The organism is Pseudomonas sp. 14P5.3.2 (assembly GCF_057799175.1).
Window position 1 is genome coordinate 1 of sequence record NZ_JBYOKU010000054.1, and the last position, 23,682, is coordinate 23,682.

At 59.7% G+C, this 23,682-nt stretch carries 16 protein-coding genes and 1 pseudogene; 8 read left to right on the forward strand and 9 right to left on the reverse strand.

The window, feature by feature from the left end; genetic code table 11:
- Positions 1–2,155: pseudogene (locus AC27VU_RS27380) on the reverse strand (hypothetical protein); the annotation flags it as partial.
- A 493-nt stretch (positions 2,156–2,648) separates the two neighbouring features.
- On the opposite strand from AC27VU_RS27380, the gene AC27VU_RS27385 reads away from it, so the two are divergent.
- The 3 genes from AC27VU_RS27385 (at position 2,649) to AC27VU_RS27395 (ending at position 9,237) form a co-directional block, all read left to right on the forward strand.
- Positions 2,649–4,598, forward strand: coding sequence for a hypothetical protein (locus AC27VU_RS27385; protein ID WP_488725300.1), 1,950 nt, complete (start codon positions 2,649–2,651; stop codon positions 4,596–4,598).
- A gap of 157 nt (positions 4,599–4,755) precedes the next feature.
- Positions 4,756–6,705, forward strand: a complete 1,950-nt coding sequence (locus AC27VU_RS27390) for a hypothetical protein (RefSeq protein WP_488725301.1) — start codon at positions 4,756–4,758, stop codon at positions 6,703–6,705.
- 231 nt (positions 6,706–6,936) lie between these two features.
- A complete protein-coding gene (locus tag AC27VU_RS27395) occupies positions 6,937–9,237 on the forward strand; it encodes an autotransporter outer membrane beta-barrel domain-containing protein (protein ID WP_488725302.1) in 2,301 nt (766 codons plus the stop codon).
- An 88-nt stretch (positions 9,238–9,325) separates the two neighbouring features.
- Here AC27VU_RS27395 and AC27VU_RS27400 read toward each other — a convergent pair whose 3' ends face one another.
- The 3 genes from AC27VU_RS27400 to AC27VU_RS27410 all read right to left on the reverse strand — a co-directional run bounded on the left by AC27VU_RS27400 (position 9,326) and on the right by AC27VU_RS27410 (position 12,113).
- A complete protein-coding gene (locus AC27VU_RS27400; RefSeq protein WP_488725303.1) occupies positions 9,326–10,825 on the reverse strand; it encodes a hypothetical protein in 1,500 nt (499 codons plus the stop codon).
- A gap of 294 nt (positions 10,826–11,119) precedes the next feature.
- Positions 11,120–11,515: a YbaN family protein gene (locus AC27VU_RS27405; RefSeq protein ID WP_488725304.1), complete on the reverse strand. Its 396-nt coding sequence runs from the start codon at positions 11,513–11,515 to the stop codon at positions 11,120–11,122.
- A 10-nt stretch (positions 11,516–11,525) separates the two neighbouring features.
- On the reverse strand, positions 11,526–12,113 hold the full coding sequence (locus tag AC27VU_RS27410) for a UPF0149 family protein (protein ID WP_488725305.1): 588 nt from the start codon (positions 12,111–12,113) through the stop codon (positions 11,526–11,528).
- Positions 12,114–12,508: 395 nt separating this feature from the next.
- Between AC27VU_RS27410 and recQ the strand changes: the two genes are divergently transcribed.
- From recQ to AC27VU_RS27425, 3 genes are all read left to right on the forward strand, one after another.
- Complete coding sequence (recQ, locus tag AC27VU_RS27415; protein WP_488725306.1) at positions 12,509–14,638, forward strand: DNA helicase RecQ; 2,130 nt, start codon at positions 12,509–12,511, stop codon at positions 14,636–14,638.
- A 133-nt stretch (positions 14,639–14,771) separates the two neighbouring features.
- Entirely contained in the window at positions 14,772–15,206 is a 435-nt protein-coding gene (locus AC27VU_RS27420) for a MarR family transcriptional regulator (RefSeq protein ID WP_027613988.1), read from the forward strand.
- 127 nt (positions 15,207–15,333) lie between these two features.
- Positions 15,334–17,103, forward strand: coding sequence for a motility hub landmark protein FimV (locus AC27VU_RS27425; RefSeq protein WP_488725307.1), 1,770 nt, complete (start codon positions 15,334–15,336; stop codon positions 17,101–17,103).
- Positions 17,104–17,244: 141 nt separating this feature from the next.
- Here AC27VU_RS27425 and AC27VU_RS27430 read toward each other — a convergent pair whose 3' ends face one another.
- Complete coding sequence (locus AC27VU_RS27430; protein WP_488725308.1) at positions 17,245–19,446, reverse strand: patatin-like phospholipase family protein; 2,202 nt, start codon at positions 19,444–19,446, stop codon at positions 17,245–17,247.
- Positions 19,447–19,517: 71 nt separating this feature from the next.
- Here AC27VU_RS27430 and AC27VU_RS27435 point away from each other — a divergent pair, with 71 nt between their 5' ends.
- Positions 19,518–19,805 carry an Rdx family protein gene (locus tag AC27VU_RS27435; RefSeq protein WP_262142315.1) on the forward strand — a complete coding sequence of 96 codons (288 nt, stop codon included), beginning with the start codon at positions 19,518–19,520 and terminating at the stop codon, positions 19,803–19,805.
- Here the strand turns inward: AC27VU_RS27435 and AC27VU_RS27440 are convergent.
- Positions 19,799–20,692 carry a DMT family transporter gene (locus AC27VU_RS27440; protein WP_003222746.1) on the reverse strand — a complete coding sequence of 298 codons (894 nt, stop codon included), beginning with the start codon at positions 20,690–20,692 and terminating at the stop codon, positions 19,799–19,801. The two genes, AC27VU_RS27435 and AC27VU_RS27440, sit on opposite strands and share 7 nt — an antisense overlap.
- Positions 20,693–20,863: 171 nt before the next feature.
- Complete coding sequence (locus AC27VU_RS27445; RefSeq protein WP_226500472.1) at positions 20,864–21,628, reverse strand: AraC family transcriptional regulator; 765 nt, start codon at positions 21,626–21,628, stop codon at positions 20,864–20,866.
- A gap of 136 nt (positions 21,629–21,764) precedes the next feature.
- On the opposite strand from AC27VU_RS27445, the gene AC27VU_RS27450 reads away from it, so the two are divergent.
- Positions 21,765–22,580: a UDP-2,3-diacylglucosamine diphosphatase gene (locus tag AC27VU_RS27450; RefSeq protein ID WP_003222748.1), complete on the forward strand. Its 816-nt coding sequence runs from the start codon at positions 21,765–21,767 to the stop codon at positions 22,578–22,580.
- A gap of 112 nt (positions 22,581–22,692) precedes the next feature.
- Here AC27VU_RS27450 and AC27VU_RS27455 read toward each other — a convergent pair whose 3' ends face one another.
- Positions 22,693–23,283: an HD domain-containing protein gene (locus AC27VU_RS27455; protein WP_003222749.1), complete on the reverse strand. Its 591-nt coding sequence runs from the start codon at positions 23,281–23,283 to the stop codon at positions 22,693–22,695.
- 26 nt (positions 23,284–23,309) lie between these two features.
- Entirely contained in the window at positions 23,310–23,621 is a 312-nt protein-coding gene (locus tag AC27VU_RS27460; protein WP_003222750.1) for an Mpo1-like protein, read from the reverse strand.
- Positions 23,622–23,682 lie beyond the last annotated feature (61 nt).

A 23,682-nucleotide genomic window follows, 5' to 3' on the forward strand; every position in this document is an offset into this window, starting at 1 on the left:
GCGCCGCCGACTCTGACCCGCCTCCATACAAAGCTTTCACCGAATACTTGTGATCACCCAATGCCTGAGCCGTCAGCGTATGAGACCACTTGCCTGCGGCATCCACGGCAATCGGTGTGAAGATCACGACGCCCTCGTCCAGTAGCTCGATTTGCTGCCCGGCGTGGCCTTCGCCGGCAAATACCAGCGAAATATCAGGAGTGGAGCCGCCATCAGGGATTTCAATGTCGCTGGGTAATCCTTTCACCGAGTCGATAGTAGGCGGCACCCACTCCACCACTTCCCCGACGACAAAAACCAACGGATTCGAGTAACTGGTCTTACCCGTCTCGAACCGCAGGATGTTATAGCTGACGCTGAGTTTCTCCCCACGCCGCGCTTCGAAATGCTTCTGCACAAAGGCTGCATCAAGCGGGAAATCCACGGGTCTGCCGGCAGTGAGGGCGTTCAGGGTTTTGCTGCCTTGGTCAAGGAGCGCGCCATTGGCGTCACGCAGTAGCCAGGTGACCACGTCCTGGGGTTTGGTCGGGTTGGCGAGCGGGTTCGGGCAAGTGATTTTGCTTGTGCCGTCGGGCAGATCATCGGGTTCCAGGATGCCGTTCTCTTCACCCTGGACGATCGGGGGCACCAGTTCCAGTTGTGCTTCGCCCACGGTCAGCAGCTCTGCATGCTGCGATGCCCGCCTGACGACTACACCGTCCTCGTCGCTGAGCAGGTTGTAGGACAGGTCCAGCGTGCCGCCCTTGAGCAACTTGAGGTGCCGGACGCCATCCACCTTGATGATGAAACCCAGCGGGTTGCTGGCGTCGGTCGCGCTGAGGATATGCAAGTCCAACTGCGGGTCATACGTGATCAGGTCGGCCTGGGTGCCCAGCCATTTGAGCTCAATGCCCATGTCTTCTTCGAAGCGATCGTCATGAGGGATGCGGATGCTCACTTGCTCCAGGTCGGGCTTGAGCGCACCGTTCACGGCATCGTCGGCGATCGGCGCGGCGAGGCGATAGGGGTCGCCGATGATGGTGATGAAGAGGCTCTTGGAGCGCTGAATCACCGCGCCGCCACGTTCCAGCTCGTAGAAGAACACCGCCTGGGTTTTGGCCAGCTCCCGGGCGGCGCTGTTGGGCAGAAAGACGCTGACCACCAGCGGCGGTTCTTTGTTGATGGTCTGGCGAGCGTCGTGCGCCACGGGAACGCCGTCCAGTGTGCTGCCATTGATGTACATGATGATCACGTCGTTTTCCTGGAAGTCCGGCGACGTGGCCCAGACCCTCAGTTCCAGATCTTCATCTTTCAAAGTGTCGAGGTGCAGCTCCTGGCCGTTGGCCTGCTCAAGGATGGGCATATTCAGTCGCGAGTTGCCGGTGTCGACGACGATGCGCGTTTCGCTGCACCAGTCTTGCGCCGCGTTGTTCACCAGATCAAGGATGGTAAACGTCACGGGGACCCCCAGGGGGCCCGAATCCCCGGCCCGGAGGATGTCCGCTTCAGTGACGTTGACCTCGATCGGATGGGCATCCGGATCGTCAACCTGTGCCTGAGTGACCGGTGCGGAGCGAATCCGCACGCCACCCCAGCTGACGATGATCACATCACCTGCGGCGCAGTTCGGATAGGGCCGTTTCGAAAGGCTGCCGGGTTTGGCCTTGATGATGATTTTCACGCCATTTCTGGCGGTTTCCTTGTCCACGCCGTCGGCGATGATGCGCGGATCGATGTACTGGTACAGCTCGGAATGTTGACCGGGATCGGGGTCCAGATCCTGGCCGCCGGGCAGGTCGAGCTTGATGTAGATCTTTACTGGCGGTTTGTAGGGTTCGGGGGTCTGGTGGGCGCGCTTTATGGTATAGCCGAGTGTGTGTGGGCCATTGGTGCTGTGTCTCGGCTCGACCCAGAGTGTCACCCGTTGACCTAATTGAGCTGTTTGCGTGAGGGTCTGCTGGTCGACGGTGGCACCATCGAACTCAAGCTCGATCCCGTCACCCAGTTTCATATCGGCATAGGGCAGAACGTGCACCTTCAGGCCGTTTGTGAAGTTGCCCAGCGCGGCGGCGTAGTTGATGCCCCATTCGCCGGAGGGCAGTTGCGGTTCCGTGCGGCCGGGGATTTCCGGTTCACGCAGGGCCTTGGGAATTTTTCTGGACGGTTGAATGAGCATGCTGGCAACTCCGGTTGGAAAAGGGGCGGCACAGGGATTTAAGGCTCAGGTGAGGCGGGTTGGCTACTGTCAGAAATTACAGGTAGGCAGGGGTTTGCGATGAACGGTCGGGGTTCGGGTGTTGCCTGCCTGAAACTACTCCCCAGTAGGCGCTGCCGCAGGGAATTCGACTCTGCGGTGAACCGCAACCTGTGGCGTGAGTCTGTTCCCGCTGGGTCGCGCGGCGACTTCAATACCCATTCTGCTCAACAAAAATGCAGCCTCACGCTGGGCTGACTGTTCAGCCATTTCCATCGATTCTCCGACGAACGGTAAGCAAACCTAGTATTTCTGACAGTAGTCAGCTTTTTCCGGCAGGCATCTAATTGGGTCACAAGCGTTCCACGCCACCGTCAGTCAACGGCCCGTTTTATCTTCACGACTGCCCTGCGCGAGAACGCTGTCCGATCAATTGCCGTGGAGCTTCGCAATGGTGCCCCCAGAAGAGTCGTCGATGGATTCGCAACACGCGCGTGGCGATGACGAAACAAGTCTTGTGGCTCCACCAGAGCCGATTGTTCCGGATATCCTGAAAGACGAAGAGGGTAATGAAAGCCCGGACGGGCTATTACCTCGCGATGTATTGAACCGCGATTTGAGAATCACGATTCCGGCGTGGACTTTCTCGACAGATCCGACACTCGTAAAAGACGTCGTGTTGGTGGGACTCAGGCGAGCGGGACTTCCCTTTGATGACGACACGGCGGGTGTGTTCCCGTTCTATATTCCCATTGATCCGGGTGACAAGATTGTTTCGGTGCCTCAAGGGCAGCTGGCATCTGGCGTTTACGACCTGTCGTACAAGCTGGTGATTGGTGGCAACCCAGCGGAATCGCTGAAAAAAACCATCACCGTCGATAGAGTGCCGCCGGATGACGGCCAGGAACCGGCGATGCTGGAACTGCTGGATCTTGTGGGCAACATCACCGATGACTATTTGGACGAGCACGGTCAGGTTCGTTTCAAAGTACGCCTTTATCTGGATGTGAAGGCCCGTGACCGGGCGATCTATTACTGGACGGACACCAGCACGCCACCGGACTTCGAAACCGAAATCCGCGAGCAGGCGTTCAGTCAGTTTGATATCGATAACGATCAACTGATCATCACCGTCTACGCAGACGATATTCGCCTGCGTGGTCATGGGCAGCGATACATTTATTATCGCTTGCGCGACTGGGCCGGAAACCGGGGACCGCGCTCGCGGCCGCTGCCTGTGTTCGTCGATCTGACCCCGGCGGCACCCATTCACAAGCCTCCGCGCATCCCCCTGTCGGACAGAGGCTTGATTGATCGTCAGCACGCCCGGGAGGGGGCGGTCAATCAAGGGGCGGTGACGGTCGAAATCGATGCCTATGACAATCCGTTGAGCGGCGATCAGATACTGCTGGACTGGGATGGCACTGTTCTGCCGCCGCAGGATGTCGACCCGGCCAACTTTCCTTGCGTGATCCCTGTGCCGTGGAGTGCGCTCACAGCCAAGGGGCTGGGGCCGGTGAATGCTCGTGTCACTTACCGCGTGCGCACTGGGGGCGTCGATAGCAAGCCATCAATGGAAACCCTGGTGTCGGTGAACCTGACGGTGGCAGGCCAGGATCACGCCAATGCGCCGGCGTTGTTGAACCCTAAGCTTGCCTTGCTGGAGATCTACGGCGCCAAATCCAAGGTGCTGAACACATTGCTCACCGAAGATTTCGGCGAGGACGCCGACGGCTTCCTGACCTTGTTCGACGCACCTGAACCGGGACACACGATCGAAGTTTATTGGGGGAGCATCAGTGCGCCCGTGGCGCAATACATCGTCCAGACCGGTGACGTTGCCGGCAAGAGAGTGCCGTTCAATATTCCATGGTCGGTCATTGACCAGGACCGGCAGAACCCGGCGTTGCCGGTCCATTACACCACCAGCAATGGCATCAACCAGCAACTGGCTCCATTCACGCCCGTCAAGGTGTCGATCATCATTATCGAAGGTCTCAAAGAGCCTTCGTTCCCTGACGCTGGCATCGAAGGGAGGCTTGACTGCTGTGCGAAACCGCGTCTCTGGGAGCGGGTGCGCGTGAGGATTGAAGGCAACCCGGCGTTTGACGAGAAGGACATCGTGACTTTGTTCTGGCAGGGATGCGAGGGACTAAATGGCACCACGCCCATTCCCGGGGCCGCGGAACGGTTCTTGACCATTTTGAGTGCGGATCAGGCAAGAAACGGTTTTGAAGTGCATGTAACCGATTATGAAAGATTGATAGCGCCGATGGAAAACAAGGGTTCGGCATTATGTTATTACACCTTGAAAAAGTTCACGGGTGGGCAGGGTGTTTCAAAAAAAGATTTCGTGATTATCAATAGAACCATGCCCAGTGGTGCAGTGTGCTCACCCACTAATGAAACCTGCACGGAACCGTAGCGGGTAATTGATTCATTAAAGTGCATTAGCCGGTTTTAGTCGGGACAGTCACGAGTGTTTATTCGTGGCTGACAGAGAGTGTTGTGCCCGCGTTTTGGGCGTTAGTTGATTGACAAAATCCCGGGCAGATAAAGCCCGTTTCTGAAGGAGCTGAAAAATGGCAAATCCGAAACCATTGACGCCCGCTGAACAAAGTCGGGTCGATTATCTGAAAGTTCGCCGTGCTGTTACAAGCGCTGATCCAGCCGTCATCGAAGTGCATCCAGACAACCCATTTCTACCCGATACGTCGGATGATGCCCCCAATCAGATTCCGCTGAGCCTGCAGGGAAAGGCTTTCAAGTGCCTGGTTCCGAGGCCTGATGTGGCCGACGAAACGACACCAACACCGGGCGCTATTTATTTGACGTTCGACGGAACTCCGATCGAGGCTACTCGATACCCTTATACGACGCCGATGGACCCTACTGTTCTTAAAATCGAAAGGGAGTTTCCTGTCGGATACACCGATAGGTCGGGGAAACATGAGTTGGGATACGTTGTCCGTCAAGGCGGTAATGCCAGTTCATCTGAACCGTTGGAGTGCAATGTTGATAGAACTCCTCCAGCCGTGTTTCTTCCTCCTGGTATTCCGAAGAAGGTGGAAGATGAAGGTCTTACCAAAAAATATCTGATCGACAATGATTATGTACCTGTTAAGATTTCTGAATATGGAGAGATGAGGATTGGCGATTTTATAGAGTTGTATTATGGGGACTCGATAACGTTGGCAGAGCTTATCGCTACGTTCACCAGGGATGATGCCACCAGTGAGATCGTGCTTAAACTCACCGCTGAGCAAGTATTCAAGTTGGGTGAAGGGAAACACGGGCTTTTTTACAAAGTCATCGACCGTAAGGGAAACCCAAGTATTTTTTCTCCATCAGTCACTTTCGATGTTGTTCTGACAGACGCACCCGAGGGGCTGTTGCCCCTTAGTATTCCGCTGTATGACAGTGTCGGTGACGGTCTGGTCGATCTGAAGGATGCGCAAACGCCTTTGGGTGTGGGAATCCTTGACGAATACACCCACTACTTGCCGGGAGATGAGTTGGTGGTGACCTACGACGGCATTCTGCAGGTGGCGAAGCCCATCAACGATTTCCCGTTTTACGTCGATATTTCGTTCAAAGACGTGTTCAACAACGACCCTGGTGAAAAAACGGTAGCGGTCAGCTACCAAATCAAACGCGGCAGCACCTATTATCCGCCAACTCCGATTTCCAAAAATGTTGCCGTTGATTTGCGAAAGCCCGGTCTGCCGATTGATCCGGATAATCCAGACCCGACCAATCCAAATCTGGCGTTGGTGACGGTTCAGGGAGATTCCGGGGGCACTGTCAATACGTTGCGAGAAGCCGACAAAGACGAGGTTGTTACTGTCACGGTCAATACCTATACCGGTGCCAAGGAAGATGACACCGTTCAACTTCGATATGCGGGCCAGCTTGTTTCTGATGCGGATGGTGGCCTCTTTACGATTCCAGACGTTATTCCCACATCTCTGAAGTGGGAAGTCGACTGGAGCGTTTTTGCGGCGGCAGGTAATAATCCAAAGCACCCGATGGCTTACGTCATCGGTCATCCCCTGAACGACAACGTAGATATTTCGGACCCTCGGGAAGTGGATGTGCTGATTCAAGAGGAGACTGTCCCTGATCCGGAATTCTTACACCTTGATCCCGATCCGGACCTTGTTAACTTTTTGAACTGCGGTTCCTTGCGCCGGGATCCCAACCAGGGTGTGGTGGTCGAGGTGCGGGTCCCGGGCGGGGAATCGGCACTGGCGAATCAAGAGCTGATATTCACCTATCAGGGCTATACCGACGCCGGCGGTGCAAACCCCAAACCCGATACATTCCGGGAGGTGCCCTACACACCGACAGATCAGGAAGCCGCGGCCGGCTTCATTGTGAAGATCCCATACGCGCCCATCTTGGCGACTCTGAATGCGTGGGGTCGCGTGCATTATACGGCTGTCATTAACGGGCGCGACACGGACTCAAAACCGCATGCGGTCAGGGTGTACATGGTCGTTGAGGGCGGAACTTGCCCGTTGCCTACCTGATTCAATGCGTTTCAAAGGAACCACGGGAGGCGGCTACGCCTCCCGTGTCCTCGCTGTAACGGTTGTTGAAACAGGCGGATCATTCCTCGAGCGGGAAAGGACTTTTCCGTCCGGAGCTAGGACTTCTCCTACATTTTTCATTGACCCGGATAGGTATTGTTCGCGCCTCTTACAGTCTTTTGGCCTTTCTTCTGAAAGACGTGAGGTGATGAACATTCAGGAAGCCACGTCATGAACAAAAACCATGTTTCGCTGCAAAAAAATGCTGCGGCAGGACTCTTTAAAATGCTGGTCGTGCTGCCAGCATTTTTTTTTACCGGCGGGCATTCTTTTGCCGCCGTTATCGTCGATAACGGCAATACGCTGAATATCGATGCAAGCACACCGCTGAGCGATTATCTGGTACGCAACGCAAGTGTGCTGAACATCGCGGGGGCCACCACCCAGAGTCTGTCTGTCACGTCCGGATCAACGTTGAATATCAACGGCGCAACGGTCAATGCCAACAGTGGGCAGGAGGGTATCCGCATAACCAGCAGCACGGGTGATCTCACTCGCGCCATCGTGACCAGCAACTTTATGGGGCTGGCGGTCAATCGGTCTATCGGCTCGACCCTGGGCTCCACGGTCACTGCAACCGACAGTCAATTCAAGGGTGGGGAAATCGGTGCGCAGGTCACCGGTTTGAGCACGCTCACGCTCATCAACAGTCAGGTGACGGGCACAGGGGCTGACAGTACCGGCCTGAGCATATTGGGGGGGGATGTACGCGCCTCCGCAAACACTGTTATCAGCGGCGACAAGACCGGGGTGACCATGGGCAGGGATCCCTCGGGCCTGGGCAACAATTCACTGCGGCTCGACAACGCCAGTGTGGAAGGCCGCACCGGTGATGCGATTCTTGTGGACAAGGGCATCAATGCCACCCTTGATGTGTTGAACCAGTCCTCCCTGACGGGGGGCAACGGCAACGTGCTGACGGTGCAGGGCGCTTCCACCGCGGGCATGTCTGTCAGCGACAGCACGCTGCAAGGCAACGTCAACGTCACCGGCAACAGTACCGCCAATCTCACCTTCGATCAGGGCAACATGAAGGGCGACGTGCTGGTGGACAGTGGATCGACCGCCAACGTCACCCTGCAGAACCACTCGCAACTGACCGGCCGCCTCGACAACGCCAGTGGCGTAACCATCAACAGTGGTTCGGTCTGGACCCTGGCCGGCAACGACACTGTAGGAACACTCGCCATGAATGGCGGGACAGTTCGTTTTGGTGCGCAGGATGTGCCCAACACGTTCTACCAGTTGAACGTCGGCACGCTGGCCGGTTCGCCGGACGGTTCCAGTACGGTCGAAATGAAAGGCAATTTCGCCACGGGCCAGCACGACTTGCTCAATGTCACGGGCGTGGCCAGCGGGCAGTTCGGGTTGCTGGTGGCTGCGTCCGGTCTGGACGCGGTGAACCCCCAACAGTTGACTCTGGTGCACACCGCCGCCGGCGATGCGCAATTTGCCCTGAGAGGCGGGCGTGTCGATCTCGGTGCCTGGTCGTATGATCTGGATCAGCGAGCCGCAGGGACGGGCGGTACGGAATGGTTTCTCGACCCGACCACCAAGACCATCAGCCCCGGCGCGAAATCGGTACTGGCGCTGTTCAACGCCCCGGTGACGCTGTTGTATGCCGAGGCGGCAACGTTGCGCAGCCGCATGGGCGAGCTGCGTTTCAATGGTGGCGATACCGGCTTGTGGATGCGCACCTACGGCAACAAATACAACATCAATGCCGCTTCCGGTGTGGGTTATCAGCAGACTCAACAGGGGGTGTCCGTCGGTGTGGACACGCATCTGGGTGACAGCGCGTGGGTCGGGGGGATCATGGGTGGCTACAGCCGTACCAACCTTGACGTTGCGCAGGGAACGTCGGGTACGGTCGACAGCTACTATCTGGGGCCCTATGTGACCTGGATCGACGCGCAGAGCGGCTACTACTTCGACGCTCAGCTCAAGTTCAACCGCTTCCGGAATGACACCAAAGTCGGCTTGAGCGACGGCACCCGTGCCAAGGGCAGTTACGACAACTCCGGGGTGAGCGCTTCGGCTGAGTTCGGGCGTCAGATCAAACTGGGCGGCGGTTACTTCGTCGAACCGTACGGCAAACTGTCGACCGCTGTGGTACAGGGTGACAACTTTGATCTGGACAACGGCATGCAGGCCGACGGCGATCGCAGCCGCTCGGTGCTTGGCGAAGCCGGTACCACGGTGGGTCGCACCTTCAACATGGACAACGGCATGGTCGCCCAGCCTTATGTGCGTGCGGCAGTGCAGCACGAGTTCATCAACAACAACCGCGTGACGGTCAACGACAACAATCAGTTCAACAACGACCTGTCTGGCACCCGTGGTGTGCTGGGTGCAGGCATGGCCCTGGCCGTGACTAAGGACCTGCAGGTGCATGCCGATTTCGATTACAGCAATGGCAAGAACATCGAGCAGCCGTATGGGGTGAATGTCGGGCTGCGCTGGGCCTGGTAAACGTCCTGATCCTGACCGGGTGCAACCCCCGATAAAAAACGCCTCGTATTCGCGAGGCGTTTTTTTTTGCAGGCCTTTGGCCGGTGACTCAGGTGAATCGCAACACTTTGATCTGCTGATGCCCGGACTCATTCAGGCCCCGCCATTTCGACTCGTCGCCGGACACCCGGTAGAACAGATTCAGTGTGCCGTTCTTCAGCACTCGCAGATGTTTACCCGGCACGTGCAAGGTCACGAGGAGGTTTTTCACGTCATCCGGGCTGACGATGTGCTGTGCCTCATACAAGTAGGGATTGCCATTGGCCTTGGTGCCCAGCCAGGCCATGTTGACGGTATCGCCCGCGGCCATGCCCGGGTACTGAATCTCCACGGTGGCCGACGTGATATCGGCGTTCACCTTGCCGTTTGAGGCCTCCTTGAGGACCGGCGCGGGCACCCCGGGCACCCCGGGCATCACCTGGGCGAGTCCGTGCCTGGAGCTGAGCCCAGTGCCATCTTCTTTATCGTAGAGCACATACGATGCCTTGGCGGATCCCATTTCAAGCGCCCGGACCTGCGCATTCGGAATCTGAAACCTGAGAATGCTGGGCAGATTTTCCAGGATCCTGGATTGTTGGTTGGGCAACGTTTCGCCGGTTCGTGTTGTGCCTTCCCAGTTCATGGTGATGGTGTCACCCAGCTTGAAAGGGCTGCCGGAGGCGTGAACCTCCACGCTGGCATCGCGATCTTCCAGCTCGCCGAGATAGAGAGTGCCGTTTTTTGACTCCTGGATAATCGGTTCATCCAGCAGTCGCTCTCCGGACATGACGTTGACGGTAGTGCTCTGGGAGGGTTTCTCGGAGAAGTTCAACACCTCGTCATGGATATCGTAAATAATCTCCACTCTGTTGCCGTCACCACCGGCGACAATTTTGTCCTTGTGGATTGTGATCACGATAGGCGTTGTGCCGGCGGCCTCGTCGGCGCTGACGATATGAGGATCGAGGGAGGCCTTGCCCCATTTCACTAGGATAACGTCGCGCACGGCGATGTTCGGGTAGGGTGGAATGACCATTGGCACCCCCCTGGCTGCCCAATCGGCATCCACGCCGTTAACGATGACGTCGCGCGGCAGTTGCACGATGTGTAGATTTGAGTGTCCGGGCTTATGGGGGTCTACGTCGTTGCCGCCGGGTAGATCCAGTTTCACCAGTATTCGCAAAGGCGTGGAGGGATCCTCTGGGGGGGTGTTGTCCGCGCGGGTCAGGATGTAGTAGACCTCGTCAGCCCAGCCGGGAAGGATGTTTGTCACCGGCAGGAAAAAAAACACCGGCTTGTTGATCTCATCTTCATCATCCAACACCCGGGTAAAGATCTTGTTGTCCTTGCCCCAATAGATATCCAGCTTGTCGCCTTCGCGCATGGGCGCGGCGTACGCGTCGACGGCACAGAACAAACCGTCGGGATAGCGGTAATAGTTCTTGAAGTTGATACCGCCGTGCCCATCGACGATCGGTGCTACGAGGTCCGAAATCCGCAAGGGGCGCAGTTGCAGTAAAGGCGTGTCGGTCTGCAAGGGTGGAAACAGGAATGAGTGAAAGTGCGTCATGACGAAAAACCTCATCGAAGGTTATGCGGTTCTGCCAGGGAGGCGTTACTTGATTGGGCCCGATGTGGCGAACCCTGGCTACTGTCAGAACTAACAGGTAGGCGCGGGTTTTCGATGAGCGGTCATGCGCTGCAAAGGCAAAGCCATGGCTTGACGCGGGCAGGTGGCGCCATCGAAGGGATACCGAGAGCGGTCAGTGGTTGGACACTTGGGTGCCGGAATCGCAACCCACGAGTCAGACAGGCTGATGCGTTGTATCGGGGATGAAAGTGGACGTAGCGGGAGGGGCGGTGTTCAGGGTTTATCCAGGGTCTTCTGCCGCAGGATGTACACGGTCACCAGCACCGCACTGGTCAGCATGAACCCCCGCGCCCACGGCAGTGGCACCAGGTAACACGAGAACAGAATGCTCGCCCACATCAGCCCGATCGCGTAGACCTTGCCCTTGAGCGGGATGCCGTTGCCATCGAGGTAGTCGCGGATCCATGGCCCGAGCCGTGGGTGCTCGACCAGCCATTGATAGAAACGTGGAGAGCTGCGCGCGAAGCAGGCTGCTGCGAGCAGAAGAAAGGGGGTGGTAGGCAGGACCGGCAGGAATATCCCGATCACCCCCAATGCCACGCTGAGCCAGCCGATGGCCAGCAGCAAGTAGCGCAACATCAGGGAGCGGTTGCCTATGGGGTTGTCCATAGGCTGGATCTTAGTGGTGACGAGGCTTGAGGATCGCCGGTTTTTCGTCCGGGGCCTGGCACAGCAGGTACAGCGCGGTCAGGGCTTCCGGGATCTGCACGATCATGTCGTCCATCAGGTTGGCGTCTTTGGCGATGTCTTCGAACTCTGGCTGTTCGTCGAACAGGCCCGAACCGACCATGATCGGCAGGAGCATTTCGCTGACTTCTTCTTCAGCGGTTTCGAACCAGGCCGCTTCGCGCAGGAACACGCCTTCCATGAAACCGATGCACCAGCCGCGCAGTTCAGAGTCGTCCGGGTCTTCGCCCAGGTCCAGTTCGCACGGCAACTCGAATTCTTCGTCGGAGGCCAGTTGGCGGGCGATGTGCGCCTTGAGGCCGATCAGCGTGGCTTCGATCTCTGCGCGCTGGGCGTCGCTGCTGTAATGCGGCTCTTCGGCGAACAGGGCGTCGATCCACTCACGATCCGGTACATCTTCTGCACAGATCGACAGGGCGGTCAGGTAACCGTGGGCGGCCACGTAATCCAGCGCCTCGTCATGCAGTTCGTCGGCGTCGAGGAAGACTTGCAGGCGGGTTAGTTGCTCAGCGAAGGACATTACGGGGCTACCTTGGGGGAATAAACAATGCGGGAATTCTAGGCCTTCTTGAGCGCTCAAGCCAGCCGCACGGCAGATTTGCCGCAATTACAGGCAACACGAATATCCCTGTGGGAGCGGGCTTGCTCGCGAATACGGCGTATCAGACACTTTTGCATCGACTGGCACGCCGCCTTCTCGAGCAAGCCCGCTCCCACAGGGTTTTCGTGTTGGCGGCTAGCGGAGTCTTATCAGCGGCACCCCTTGCCGGGGAGGGCTCGGGTATACTGCCGCGTTTTGCGCTCCCTGCTCGTATTGCGGTGGTCTGGCAATGCGCTCTTACGTTTTGTTTAAGCAGCCCTGGCTGTCCTGAACCAGCCTGTGCAGGGATGTTTCGGTAGATTTTTGGAGTTTTTATGCTCGAACAGGCTCAACGCGTCCTCAAGGACATCTTCGGCTACGACAGTTTCCGTGGCCGTCAGGGTGCAATCATTGAGCGCGTGGCCAGCGGCGGTGATGCGCTGGTGCTGATGCCTACCGGTGGCGGCAAGTCCTTGTGCTTCCAGGTACCGGCGCTGCTGCGCCAAGGCCTGGCGGTGGTGGTCTCGCCGTTGATCGCCTTGATGGACGATCAGGTCGCCACCCTCGAAGAGCTGGGCGTGGCCGCCGCCGCGCTGAACTCCACGCTGAGCGCCGAACAGCAGCGCGACCTCGCGGCGCGGATCAAGCGTGGCGAAGTGAAGATGCTTTATCTGGCGCCGGAACGTCTGGTGCAGCCGCGCATGCTGGCCTTCCTGCAAAGCCTCGAGATCGCCTTGTTCGCCATCGACGAAGCGCACTGCGTGTCGCAATGGGGTCATGACTTCCGTCGCGAATACCTGCAACTGGGGCAGTTGGCGGAGTTATTCCCCAATGTCCCGCGCATCGCCCTGACGGCCACGGCTGACAAGCGCACCCGCGAAGAAATCGTCGAGCGCCTGCACCTGCAGAACGCCGAGCGCTTCCTGTCGAGCTTCGACCGGCCGAACATCTTCTACCGCATCGTGCCCAAGGAACAGCCGCGCAAGCAGTTGCTCGCGTTCCTTGCCGAGCGGCGCAGCGATGCCGGCATCGTCTACTGCCTGTCGCGCAAGAAGGTCGAGGAAGTCGCCGCGTTCCTCAGCGAGCAGGGCTTCCCGGCGCTGCCGTATCACGCCGGTTTGCCCAACGATTTGCGCGCCTATCACCAGAAGCGCTTCCTCAACGAGGAAGGCCTGATCATGGTCGCCACCGTGGCGTTCGGTATGGGCATCGACAAGCCCAACGTGCGTTTCGTCGCGCACCTCGATCTGCCGAAATCCCTTGAAGCCTACTATCAGGAAACCGGTCGCGGCGGCCGTGATGGCCTGCCGGCGGACGCGTGGATGGCCTACGGTCTGCAAGACGTGGTGATGCTCAAGCAGATGCTGCAGAACTCCGAAGGCGATGAGCGCCACAAGCGTCTGGAGCAGCACAAGCTCGACGCCATGCTCTCGCTCTGCGAAGAAACCCGCTGCCGGCGGCAGACCCTGCTCGCGTACTTCGACGAGGACATGCCCGAGCCGTGCGGCCACTGCGACAACTGCGTCGACGGCGTGCAGACCTGGGACGCCACCGAGCCGGCGCGCCAGGCGCTGTCGGCGATCTATCGCACCGGTCAGCGCTATGGCGTCGGCCATCTGGTCGACGTGCTGCTGGGCAAGGATAACGAAAAGGTCCGCAGCTTCGGCCATCAGCACCTGTCGGTGTACGGCGTCGGCAAGGCGCTGAGCGAGAGCGAATGGCGCTCGTTGTTCCGGCAACTGGTGGCGCGTGGTCTGGCCGATGTCGATCATGAGGGCTACGGAGGCCTGCGCCTGAGCGACACCTGTCGGCCGTTGCTTAAAGGCGAAGTGACCCTGGAACTGCGCCGCGACCTCAAACCGCAGGTCACCGCCAAGACCGCCAGCAAGAGCCCGGCCAGCCAACTGGTGCGAGGCGAAGAGCGCGAACAGTGGGAAGCCCTGCGTGCGCTGCGACGCAAACTCGCCGAGGAGCATGGTGTGCCGCCGTACGTCATCTTCCCCGATTCGACCCTGCTGGAAATGCTCCGCAGCCAGCCGACCTCGCTGGCCGACATGGCGCGGGTCAGCGGCGTTGGTGCGCGCAAGCTGGAACGTTACGGCGAGGCCTTCCTCGAAGTGCTCGGCGGCGAGGCCGAAGCGCCGAAAGTGGTGGCCGACGTGCGCCACGAACTGATCACCCTGGCCCGCGCCGGCATGACCCCGATGCAGATCGCCGGGCAGTTGCAGTGCTCGGAAAAGAACGTCTACAGCATGCTCGCCGAGGCCATCGGCAAACAGCAACTGTCGCTGGAGCAGGCGCTCGACTTGCCTGAAGAACTGATGGGCGAAGTGCAGGACGCGTTCCTCGACGGCGAGGGCGAGTTGCCGTCGGTCGCCGAGATCGCCGAGCTGTTCGCCGGTCGGGTTCCGGAAGGCGTTCTTTACTGCGTAAGGGCTGCGTTGCAATCCGAGTTCGAAATGTAAGAGGGCGTTTGCGCCAACCGTCAGGCAGTTGTAACGATTCAGTACAGGTCGGCTCTTGCCTATAGCCAAATGTCATGCTTAGCTGACTAATAATTAGTTTTTCTCTATTTGTCAGTCTACTCATGAGTGTTTTATGCCGTTAACCGATCAACACCGCTTTGGCATGCAACTGGCCCAGATGTCCCGTGGCTGGCGTGCCGAACTGGATCGCCGGCTGGCCGGTCTGGGCTTGTCCCAGGCACGCTGGCTGGTGCTGCTGCATCTGGCGCGTTTCGAGGACGCGCCGACTCAACGCGAGTTGGCGCAAAGCGTCGGTGTCGAAGGGCCGACCCTCGCGCGCTTGCTCGACAGCCTGGAAAGCCAGGGCCTGGTGCAACGCCAGTCGGTGATGGAAGACCGCCGGGCGAAAAAAATCGTTCTCTGCGCCCCGGCGCTGCCGCTGATCGAACAAATCGAAACCATTGCCACGCAGCTGCGCCACGAATTGTTCGAAGGCGTCGACGAGGCGGATCTGAAGGTGTGCATGCGGGTTCACGGGCACATTCTGGGCAACCTGGAAAAATCTTGAGGCATAACTGCACAGAGGTTTTTTGAGGGATCGCGCTGAGCAGACTATAAGAACTACTGGGCAATATCGTGTTCGTACCGGATGTGCGAACGCATAGAAACCGGTTTTGCTTATTTAAGGGATGCTCATGCTCGCAAGTCGGCACGTAGTACTGCGCGGTGGCGCCAGATGGCTGCTGGTCGCTGGTGTATTCAGCTATTCGACCTGGTCGATGGCGCTGGGGTTGGGGGACATCACTGTCCACTCGGCCCTCAATCAGCCGCTCAAGGCCGACATCGCCCTGGTGGATGCCGCTGGCCTGAGTGCCAGCGACCTCTCGGCCAGCCTGGCCACGGCGGATGAATTCGGTCGGGCCGGGGTCGAGCGGGTGTTCTTCCTCAATGACCTCAGGTTCACCCCGATCCTGCATGGCAATCGCCCGATGATCCGGGTGACCTCGCGCAAACCGGTCAATGAACCCTTTCTGAATTTTCTGGTGCAGCTCAATCAGCCCAATGGTCGTTTGTTGCGCGAGTACACGGTACTGATCGATCCGCCCGGATCGCCGGGTATCGTGCCGGCAACCGACGAGCCCGATCCACGTCCGCAATCTTCTGAATTTCCCACCGTCGAACCTGCCACGGCGGCGCCTCAGGCTGCTCAGGGCAAGCGCGACGCCGCCCCTTCAGCGCCACCCCCTCCGGCGGCGGCGCCAGCCAACGATGCCGTGGCCGAGCAATTGGCGGCCAGCGTGTTGCTCAATCAGCAACTGCAAAAGACCGTCGAGGAACTCAACGCAAAACTGCAGGCGCAGGATGTCCAGTTGGCCGACGGCAAAAAGCAGATCAATGATCTGCAAACGCGTTTGAGTGAACTGCAACAGCCACCGGCACCGGCTGTCACGCCGCCAACACCTGCGCCGGTCACCACCGCGCCTGAAGCTGCCGACGATGGCCTCAACTGGCCGTTGCTCGGTGGCTTGCTGGTGCTGCTGGGGCTGTTGGGCGGTGGATTTTTCGTACGCCGTCGCCGTCAAGTGGCGGGGGGAGTGGCGCCACTGGCGGCTCTGCCGGCCGCTCAGCCAATCGATCCTGAAGACCCGCCAACCGCGCAATCGGCGAGCATCAACATAGCCACCTCACACCGTGAGGAACCGGTGGCGGGCGATGTGCTGGAAGCGGTGGGGATTTACCTGACCTACGGGCGCTTGAGCGAGGCCGTCGGGCTATTGCGCAATGCCATGGACAAGGAACCGGAGCGCACCGAGCTGGGAGTGCAATTGCTCGAAGTGTTGGGGCGGCAGGGGGACAGCGCGGCTTATGCACAGCAGGAAAGTCGCCTGCGTGATGCCGGGGTGGATCCTCAGCAACTGGCCGCGATCCGTGAGCGGCATCCGAAATTGCACAGCGCTGCTCCGATAGCGCCGGTGTTGCCGATTGTCGCGGCTGCCGCAATGGTTGCTCCTGCGCCAGAGGATGATTTCGAATTGAATCTGGGTGAATTGTCGATGGCGTCCAGTTGGGATCTTGAGGACAGTCATTCGGCACCTGAGCCGCCGGCAGATCTGTCTGCATCGAATTCCGGTCTCGAGGTGCTGCCAGCGGACTTCGAGTTGCCGAAAACAGTGGCCAGCGAAGAGACGGAGCTGGAGTGGATTCCCGAACCGGACGCACAGCCGCTGGACGACGACTTTCTCAACGAGTTCGCTGATCCGGAGCAGTCGCTGACCCTGGAGCCGCTGAATCTTCAGACCGACGAGCCGGAACCCGCAGCCGGGTCGGGAAAACTCGAACAGGCGCAGACCTGTATTGATGACGGCGACATCGACAGCGCGATTGCCTTGCTCAATGAGTTGCTCAAGGAAGGGGATGAGCCCCTTAAGCAAACCGCCAGAACCTTGTTGGCGGGGATTCGCTGATCTGAGTGTCATTGGCTGATGCACTGGCCGTCCTGACGCCTTCGCGAGCAAGCCCGCTCCCACAGTTGGAATGCGTTCCATTGTGGGAGCGGGCTTGCTCGCGAAGGCGTCAGGGCAGGCAATATCAATCCACCTGAGCACTCAAAACGTCTGCCCCAGATTCAGATAAACCGCCTGCTCATTCGCATCATTCAAACCATACGTGAAGTTCAACGGCCCCAACGGCGTATCGAAGCCGATAAACACGCTGGCGGCATTGATGTAGCCACTGTCGAATTCATTGTCGTTGTTCCACGCCCGGCCACGTTCCAGCGAAGCTCCGGCATACAGCGGGAAATCCAGTGGCAGGTAAGCGCGCGGCGTCAGTCGGCGGTAATACACCGCGCGTATCAGGCTGACGTTTTGCCCGGAAATCGAATCCTCACGGAAACCCGACAACTGCCGGGCACCGCCGAGCAGGAAGCTCGACGTCACCACGTTGGCGTCGTCCAGCGTTCGGCCATAGCGCCCGCCGAGAATCAGCGTATCCGGGCCATGGCTCATGGCTTTGTCCAGCTTGAACTCCCATTGCCGGTAGCGCGTGTCCGAGCCCAGACCCGGTTCGAATTGCATCAGGGTCAGGCTGACGTCCTTGCCCTCGTGGGGGAAGTAGACGTTGTCCAGTGAGTCGAACGAGTACTTCAGCGAGTAGAAACCTTCGGTGAAGTTTTCGCTTGGCAGGTCCTGATCGCCGATTCGCACGTCGGCCTTGCCCCAGGCCTCGCCGACGCCGAAACGGATTTCGCCGTTGTTGCCGATCTGCCGGCCGAAGTTGAGGCCGAAACCATAGCGCTCCACGCGGTATTGGGCGATCGGATCGTTGTCGAGTACCGAGTCGACGTTTTGTGCTTCGAACGCAGCATACGGTGCGACGAAGTAGCGCGAGCCGACATCCAGCGGCTGGTAGAACTCGGTATACAGTTCCTGTTTGTCGCCGATCTGCGCCCGGGTCAGCCATTCCGCGCCGAGGCGATTGATGCCGTTGATGCGGTAACTGGCGCCGAGGTTGAAGGCGCTGTCGCCGCGCATGTCGTCCGACAGGTTCAGGCCGACTCGCAGGTAGTCGGTGCCGCTGCGTTTGCCCCGGGCGCTGATCACCAGGGTGTGATCCTGGCCCTTGTGCACCACGCGATACTGCACCTGTTCGAAGTAATCGAGGCCGTACAGCGTGCCCATGTCCGAGTGCAGTCGGCCCAGATCCAGTGGCTCGCCGATCGGCTGGCGGATGTAATAGCGGATCACCTCGTCGCCGACTTTCGAATCATTTTCTACCCTGATCGCGGTGATGATGGGCGTGCGCTGCCCCGGGGCGCGGGCGGCATTCAGTTCGGCGTCCTGGGATTCGTGAGGTTTGAGCTGAGCGAGGCGGGCGTCGAGAATCCGCGTGGCGCGGTAACCGGCGTCGATCATCTCCTGGGCCTTGCCGAAGTCGGTCACGCCGAATGCCGCCAGCGCCGGCTGGATCAGCACGTCGGTGGGCTTGAGGGCGGCCAGTTGCTCTTCGGAGTTGCGCCGGGTCATCAGGGTGATCGACTGGTTCAGCACGTCGACCACAGTGGTCAGTTGTTTGCGGTTGCGCAGCGGGGTGCCGATGTCGACCACGATCGCCACGTCGACGCCCATCTCCCGCGCCACGTCGAGCGGGATGTTGTCGGTCATGCCGCCGTCCACCAGCAGCCGCCCGTCCAGTTCCACCGGGGCGAACACTGCCGGAATCGACATGCTGGCGCGAATCACCTGCGGCAAGTGACCTTTGCGGAACACCACTTTTTCGCCACTGGCGATGTCGGTGGCCACGGCGCGGAACGGGATCGGCAGCTTGTCGAAATCGCGGGTGTCACTGGTATGCGCCAACAGGCTTTCCAGCAGCAGCGCCAGGTTCTGGCCCTGAATCACCCCCAACGGCAGGCCGAGGCTGCCGTCATCGCGAAAGCTCAGTTTCTGCTTCACCAGAAAATCACGGTCATCCTGCTTGCGGCGAAACGGTACGTCCTCCCGTGGCGGGGCGTCGGACAGTGCCTGCTGCCAGTCGATGTTCAGCGCGAGTTTTTCCAGTTCATCGATCTTGTAGCCCGAGGCGTACAGGCCGCCGACCACGGCGCCCATGCTGGTGCCGGCAATTGCATCGATCTTGATGCCTTGTTCCTCAAGGGCCTTGAGCACGCCGATGTGCGCCAGGCCACGGGCGGCGCCACCGGACAGCACCAGGCCGACTTTGGGGCGGGGCGCTTCGGCGGCATGAACGCTGACATCAATAAAGAACGGCAGAAAGCCAAGCAACAGGCAGAACAGCAAACGGCGCATGGTGAGTCTCGGGGCAAGCGATAAAGCCGGCTATTATAGCGGCGCCCTCTGTCTCAGGAGTTTCAGCGAACATGCGCGTCGCCAAAGCGGAAATCGTCATCACTTATTGCACCCAATGCCAGTGGCTGCTGCGCGCCGCGTGGCTGGCGCAGGAGTTGCTCAGCACCTTCGGCGACGACCTCGGCAAGGTCTCTCTGGTGCCGGGCACCGGCGGGGTGTTTCATATCAGCTGCGACGACGTGCAGATCTGGGAGCGCAAGGCCGACGGCGGTTTTCCCGAGGCCAAGGTGCTCAAGCAGCGAGTCCGCGATCAGATCGATCCTGACCGCGACCTCGGTCACAACGACCGCACTCAGTGAGACGCGGCTTCGGCTGCGACGGTTTTCTTGTCGGCGCTGCCTGACATCCGCGCCGAAACCACAATGGCGACGATGATCAGCGCGCCGCCGATCAGCATGCGCACGGTCGGGTTTTCATCGAACAGCAACCAGGCGATGGTGATGCCGTAAACCGGCTCCATGGCGAATACCACCGCGGCGGTGCGCGCCTTGATCACCGCGAGGCTGGCGACGAACAGGCTGTGGGCGACGCCGGTGCAGAACACCCCGAGCAGGCCGATCCACAGCCAGTCCAGAGCACGCACTTCGCTTAGCTGCGGGGCGGCGACCGGCAGCAGACACAGCGCGACCACCACGTTTTGACACAGCGCCGCCTGCACCGCCGGGATGCGTCCGGAGCTGGCGCGGTTGGTCAGCGACAGCAGGGCGAACAGCAGACCCGACAGCACCGCCCAGAGCAGTCCGGTGGTGGCGCCGCTGGCCAGATCGAACGCCGGGGTCACCAGCACCAGACCGACGCTGACCAGCACCACCAGCACGATTTCATTGGCGCGGATGCGTTCGCGGAAAATCAGCCCTTCGAGAATCACCGTGAACGCCGGGAAACTGGCAAAGCCCAGCGTCGCAATCGCCACGCCGGCGACCTTCACCGCGATGAAAAAACTCACCCAGTGCCCGGCCAGCAACACGCCGCTGAGCACCAGGCGCCGCCAGTCGACCGCCTGCAGTTTCTGCCAGCCGTTCTGGCTGGCGAAACGGGCGAAAAAGGCCAGGGCGAGCACGGCAAATGCAGCGCGTCCGAAGACGATCACCGCCGGCGAGGCAGCCGCGAGTTTGCCGAACACGCCGGTCAGGCCGAACATCAGAGCACCGATATGCAGGGCGCCGAGGGCGGTACGCGGAGTCATTGCAATCCTTCTTGAGTCTGTCGATACAACGCGATCACTGTAGGAGCTGCCGAAGGCTGCGATCTTTTGATCTTAATCCTTCAAAGCAAGATCAAAAGATCGCAGCCTGCGGCAGCTCCTACAGGTGAATGCACATTGAAGCGTGTTGCGACGCAGAAGTCTGTCGGCGAACTAGCGTTTTTTGTCGCAGGAGTCGCGGCGCAACTGCCCCGGTGAAGCGCCAAACTCGCGCAGCACCGCCGCCGCGAACGCGCTCTGCGAACTGTAGCCGACCCGACTGGCGATCTCACCGATCGGCAGCGCCGTCTCGCGCAGCAGGCAGACTGCCTTGTGCAGCCGACGGCTGCGAATGTAGTCCATCGGCGTCTGCCCGCATTCGGCCATGAACCGCGCGTGCAACCGGGCGCTGGACAACCCGGCGATCTGCGCCAGGTCGGCCACTTGCAGCGGGTAGGCGGCGTATTGCTCGATGTGCGCATCCAGCGCCGCGTAGGGCAGGCGCCGCGCCGAGAGTTCGGCGGGTCTGGCGTGATTCAGGCTGGCGAGCAGCAATACCGCGCCTTGCTGGGCGATCAGCGGATCAGTGACCGGGCTGTGCGCCAGCCAGTTGACCAATTGGCTTTGCCCCGCATCCAGTGACAACCGCGCAGGCTGGTCGAGCAAGCGCTGACTGGCATCAGCATGCTCGCCCAGCGATTCGTTCAGCCATTGCCCGTCGGGCACGTCCAGCACCAGACAACGACTGCCATCGGGGCTGCCGCAGGCGTGATGCGCGCCGCCGGGGATGACCACGAAACTCTGTTGGCGGACCTGGCTGCCCTGACCCTCGACTTCGAAATCCAGCGCGCCGGACAAACCGAACACTAGTTGGGCGTGTTCGTGGCTGTGGACGATCAGGTCGCGAGTGTACTGGCGCAGGGTGAGGATCGGGCGCATGGCAGAGGTCTCCGAAGTGAGCGCCAGTCTACACCGGGGCAAGGGGCTTGCGCGCTGTCACACGACTGACGCCTGCCTGTCATGGTCGATTCACCCGGCGGGCGCAAGCTGGCGAAAATATCGCAGAGGGTTGCCCATGACCAGCGCCGAGCTCGCCAAACCCAGCCGCAAACAACGGGTGCGTACCCTGTGGATTTCCGACGTGCACCTGGGCACGCGGGATTGCCAGGCCGAGCACTTGTCGCAATTTCTCAAGGGCTACCACGCCGACAAGATCTACCTGGTCGGTGACATCATCGACGGCTGGAAACTGCGTGGCGGCATGTACTGGCCGCAGGCGCACACCAACGTGATCCGCCGTCTGCTGACCATGAGCAAGCGCGGCACCGAGGTGATTTACGTCACCGGCAACCACGACGAATTCCTGCGCCGTTATTCGAAGCTGATCCTCGGCAACATCCAGTTGGTCGACGAGGCGGTGCATGTCACGGCGGATGGCCGGCATCTGCTGGTGATCCATGGCGATCAGTTCGACGTGATCACCCGTTATCACCGCTGGCTGGCCTTTCTCGGCGACTCGGCCTACGAATTCACCCTGACCCTCAACCGCTGGCTCAACCACTGGCGTGCCCGTTATGGCTACGGCTACTGGTCGTTGTCGGCGTACCTCAAGCACAAGGTGAAGACCGCGGTGAGTTTCATCAGCGACTTCGAAGAAGCCATCGCCCACGAATGCGTGAAACGTGAATTGCACGGCGTAGTGTGCGGGCACATCCACCATGCCGAGATCCGCAAGGTGGGGGAGGTGGATTACCTCAATTGCGGCGATTGGGTGGAATCGTGCACGGCGTTGATCGAGCACTGGGACGGCTCGATCGAGCTGTATCGACTGGCGGATGCGCAAGCGCGGGAGGCGCAGCTCAAGGCGGCCAAGGTCGCCGAGATTGCCTAGACCCCAGATATCTCCTGTGGGAGGGGGCTTGCTCCCGAATGCGGTATATCAGTAAGTACATGTTTATCTGGCACACCGCTTTCGGGAGCAGGCCCCCTCCCACATTTTGATCTTAGGCGGGGGCGTGTTCTTCCATCGCCGCCTTGTAGATCGAGTGCTTCGGCTGCGCAAACAGCCGCTCCATCATCGGTTCGAAGAAGCTCAGCGGCAGGGTCTCATACGCCGGATCGAACGCCGCCGCATCGTATCTGGCGCAGAATTCCGCCGTCGCCTGATACTGCGGATGCGCGGCGAATTGCTCGCGCAAATGCCGATCCATGCCCAGGTGATGGAAGAAGTAATAACCCTGAAAGATGCCGTGCTTCTCGACCATCCACAGATTCTCGGCACTGACGAACGGTTTGAGAATCGCCGCGGCGATGTCCGGGTGGTTGTAGGAACCGAGGGTGTCGCCAATGTCATGCAGCAGCGCACAGACCACGTATTCCTCGTCGCGGCCATCGCGATAGGCGCGGGTCGCGGTTTGCAGAGAGTGGGTCAGGCGATCCACCGGGAAGCCACCGAAGTCACCTTCCAGCAACTTCAGGTGTGCGACGATCCGCGACGGCAATTGCCGGGCGTAGGCACTGAAGTCGGCGGCGATGATCGCCCAGTCTTCCTGGGTGCCGTCCTGCATGTGGGTGAAGCGGGCATTGGCGTTCATCGGCAAGCCTCCGGGTGTGTCGGGATTCAGAACGCCACGCGACCAAGGATCATGTCGCGGTACATGACGAAGTCGCCCAGCAGGCTGTACAACGGATGCTGGAAAGTCGCCGGGCGGTTCTTTTCAAAGAAGAAGTGGCCGACCCAGGCAAAGCTGTAACCGGCCAGCGGCAGGGCCAGCAACAGCAACCAGGCACCTTTGGCGATGGTCATGGCCAGGATGAAAATCACCAGCGTGGTGCCGATGAAATGCAATCGTCGGCAGGTACTGTTGGCGTGTTCGCTGAGGTAATACGGATAGAACTCGGCGAAAGTGTTGAATTGCTTGATGTTTTCCACGACTGCGATCTCTGTGGTTATTGTTCTGATGGCAACTTGTTCGGCGGGTAGCTTATTTGAG

Excerpts from the sequence above, each read along its gene's own strand:
- AC27VU_RS27420 (WP_027613988.1), top strand. The coding sequence starts at position 14,772 with ATGCCGTTAACCGATCAACACCGCTTTGGCATGCAACTGGCCCAGATG.
- AC27VU_RS27405 (WP_488725304.1), bottom strand. The coding sequence starts at position 11,515 with ATGGACAACCCCATAGGCAACCGCTCCCTGATGTTGCGCTACTTGCTG.
- AC27VU_RS27410 (WP_488725305.1), bottom strand. The coding sequence starts at position 12,113 with ATGTCCTTCGCTGAGCAACTAACCCGCCTGCAAGTCTTCCTCGACGCC.
- recQ (WP_488725306.1), top strand. The coding sequence starts at position 12,509 with ATGCTCGAACAGGCTCAACGCGTCCTCAAGGACATCTTCGGCTACGAC.
- AC27VU_RS27455 (WP_003222749.1), bottom strand. The coding sequence starts at position 23,283 with ATGAACGCCAATGCCCGCTTCACCCACATGCAGGACGGCACCCAGGAA.
- AC27VU_RS27390 (WP_488725301.1), top strand. The coding sequence starts at position 4,756 with ATGGCAAATCCGAAACCATTGACGCCCGCTGAACAAAGTCGGGTCGAT.
- AC27VU_RS27430 (WP_488725308.1), bottom strand. The coding sequence starts at position 19,446 with ATGCGCCGTTTGCTGTTCTGCCTGTTGCTTGGCTTTCTGCCGTTCTTT.
- AC27VU_RS27435 (WP_262142315.1), top strand. The coding sequence starts at position 19,518 with ATGCGCGTCGCCAAAGCGGAAATCGTCATCACTTATTGCACCCAATGC.
- AC27VU_RS27425 (WP_488725307.1), top strand. The coding sequence starts at position 15,334 with ATGCTCGCAAGTCGGCACGTAGTACTGCGCGGTGGCGCCAGATGGCTG.
- AC27VU_RS27450 (WP_003222748.1), top strand. The coding sequence starts at position 21,765 with ATGACCAGCGCCGAGCTCGCCAAACCCAGCCGCAAACAACGGGTGCGT.
- AC27VU_RS27395 (WP_488725302.1), top strand. The coding sequence starts at position 6,937 with ATGAACAAAAACCATGTTTCGCTGCAAAAAAATGCTGCGGCAGGACTC.
- AC27VU_RS27400 (WP_488725303.1), bottom strand. The coding sequence starts at position 10,825 with ATGACGCACTTTCACTCATTCCTGTTTCCACCCTTGCAGACCGACACG.
- AC27VU_RS27440 (WP_003222746.1), bottom strand. The coding sequence starts at position 20,692 with ATGACTCCGCGTACCGCCCTCGGCGCCCTGCATATCGGTGCTCTGATG.
- AC27VU_RS27385 (WP_488725300.1), top strand. The coding sequence starts at position 2,649 with ATGGATTCGCAACACGCGCGTGGCGATGACGAAACAAGTCTTGTGGCT.
- AC27VU_RS27445 (WP_226500472.1), bottom strand. The coding sequence starts at position 21,628 with ATGCGCCCGATCCTCACCCTGCGCCAGTACACTCGCGACCTGATCGTC.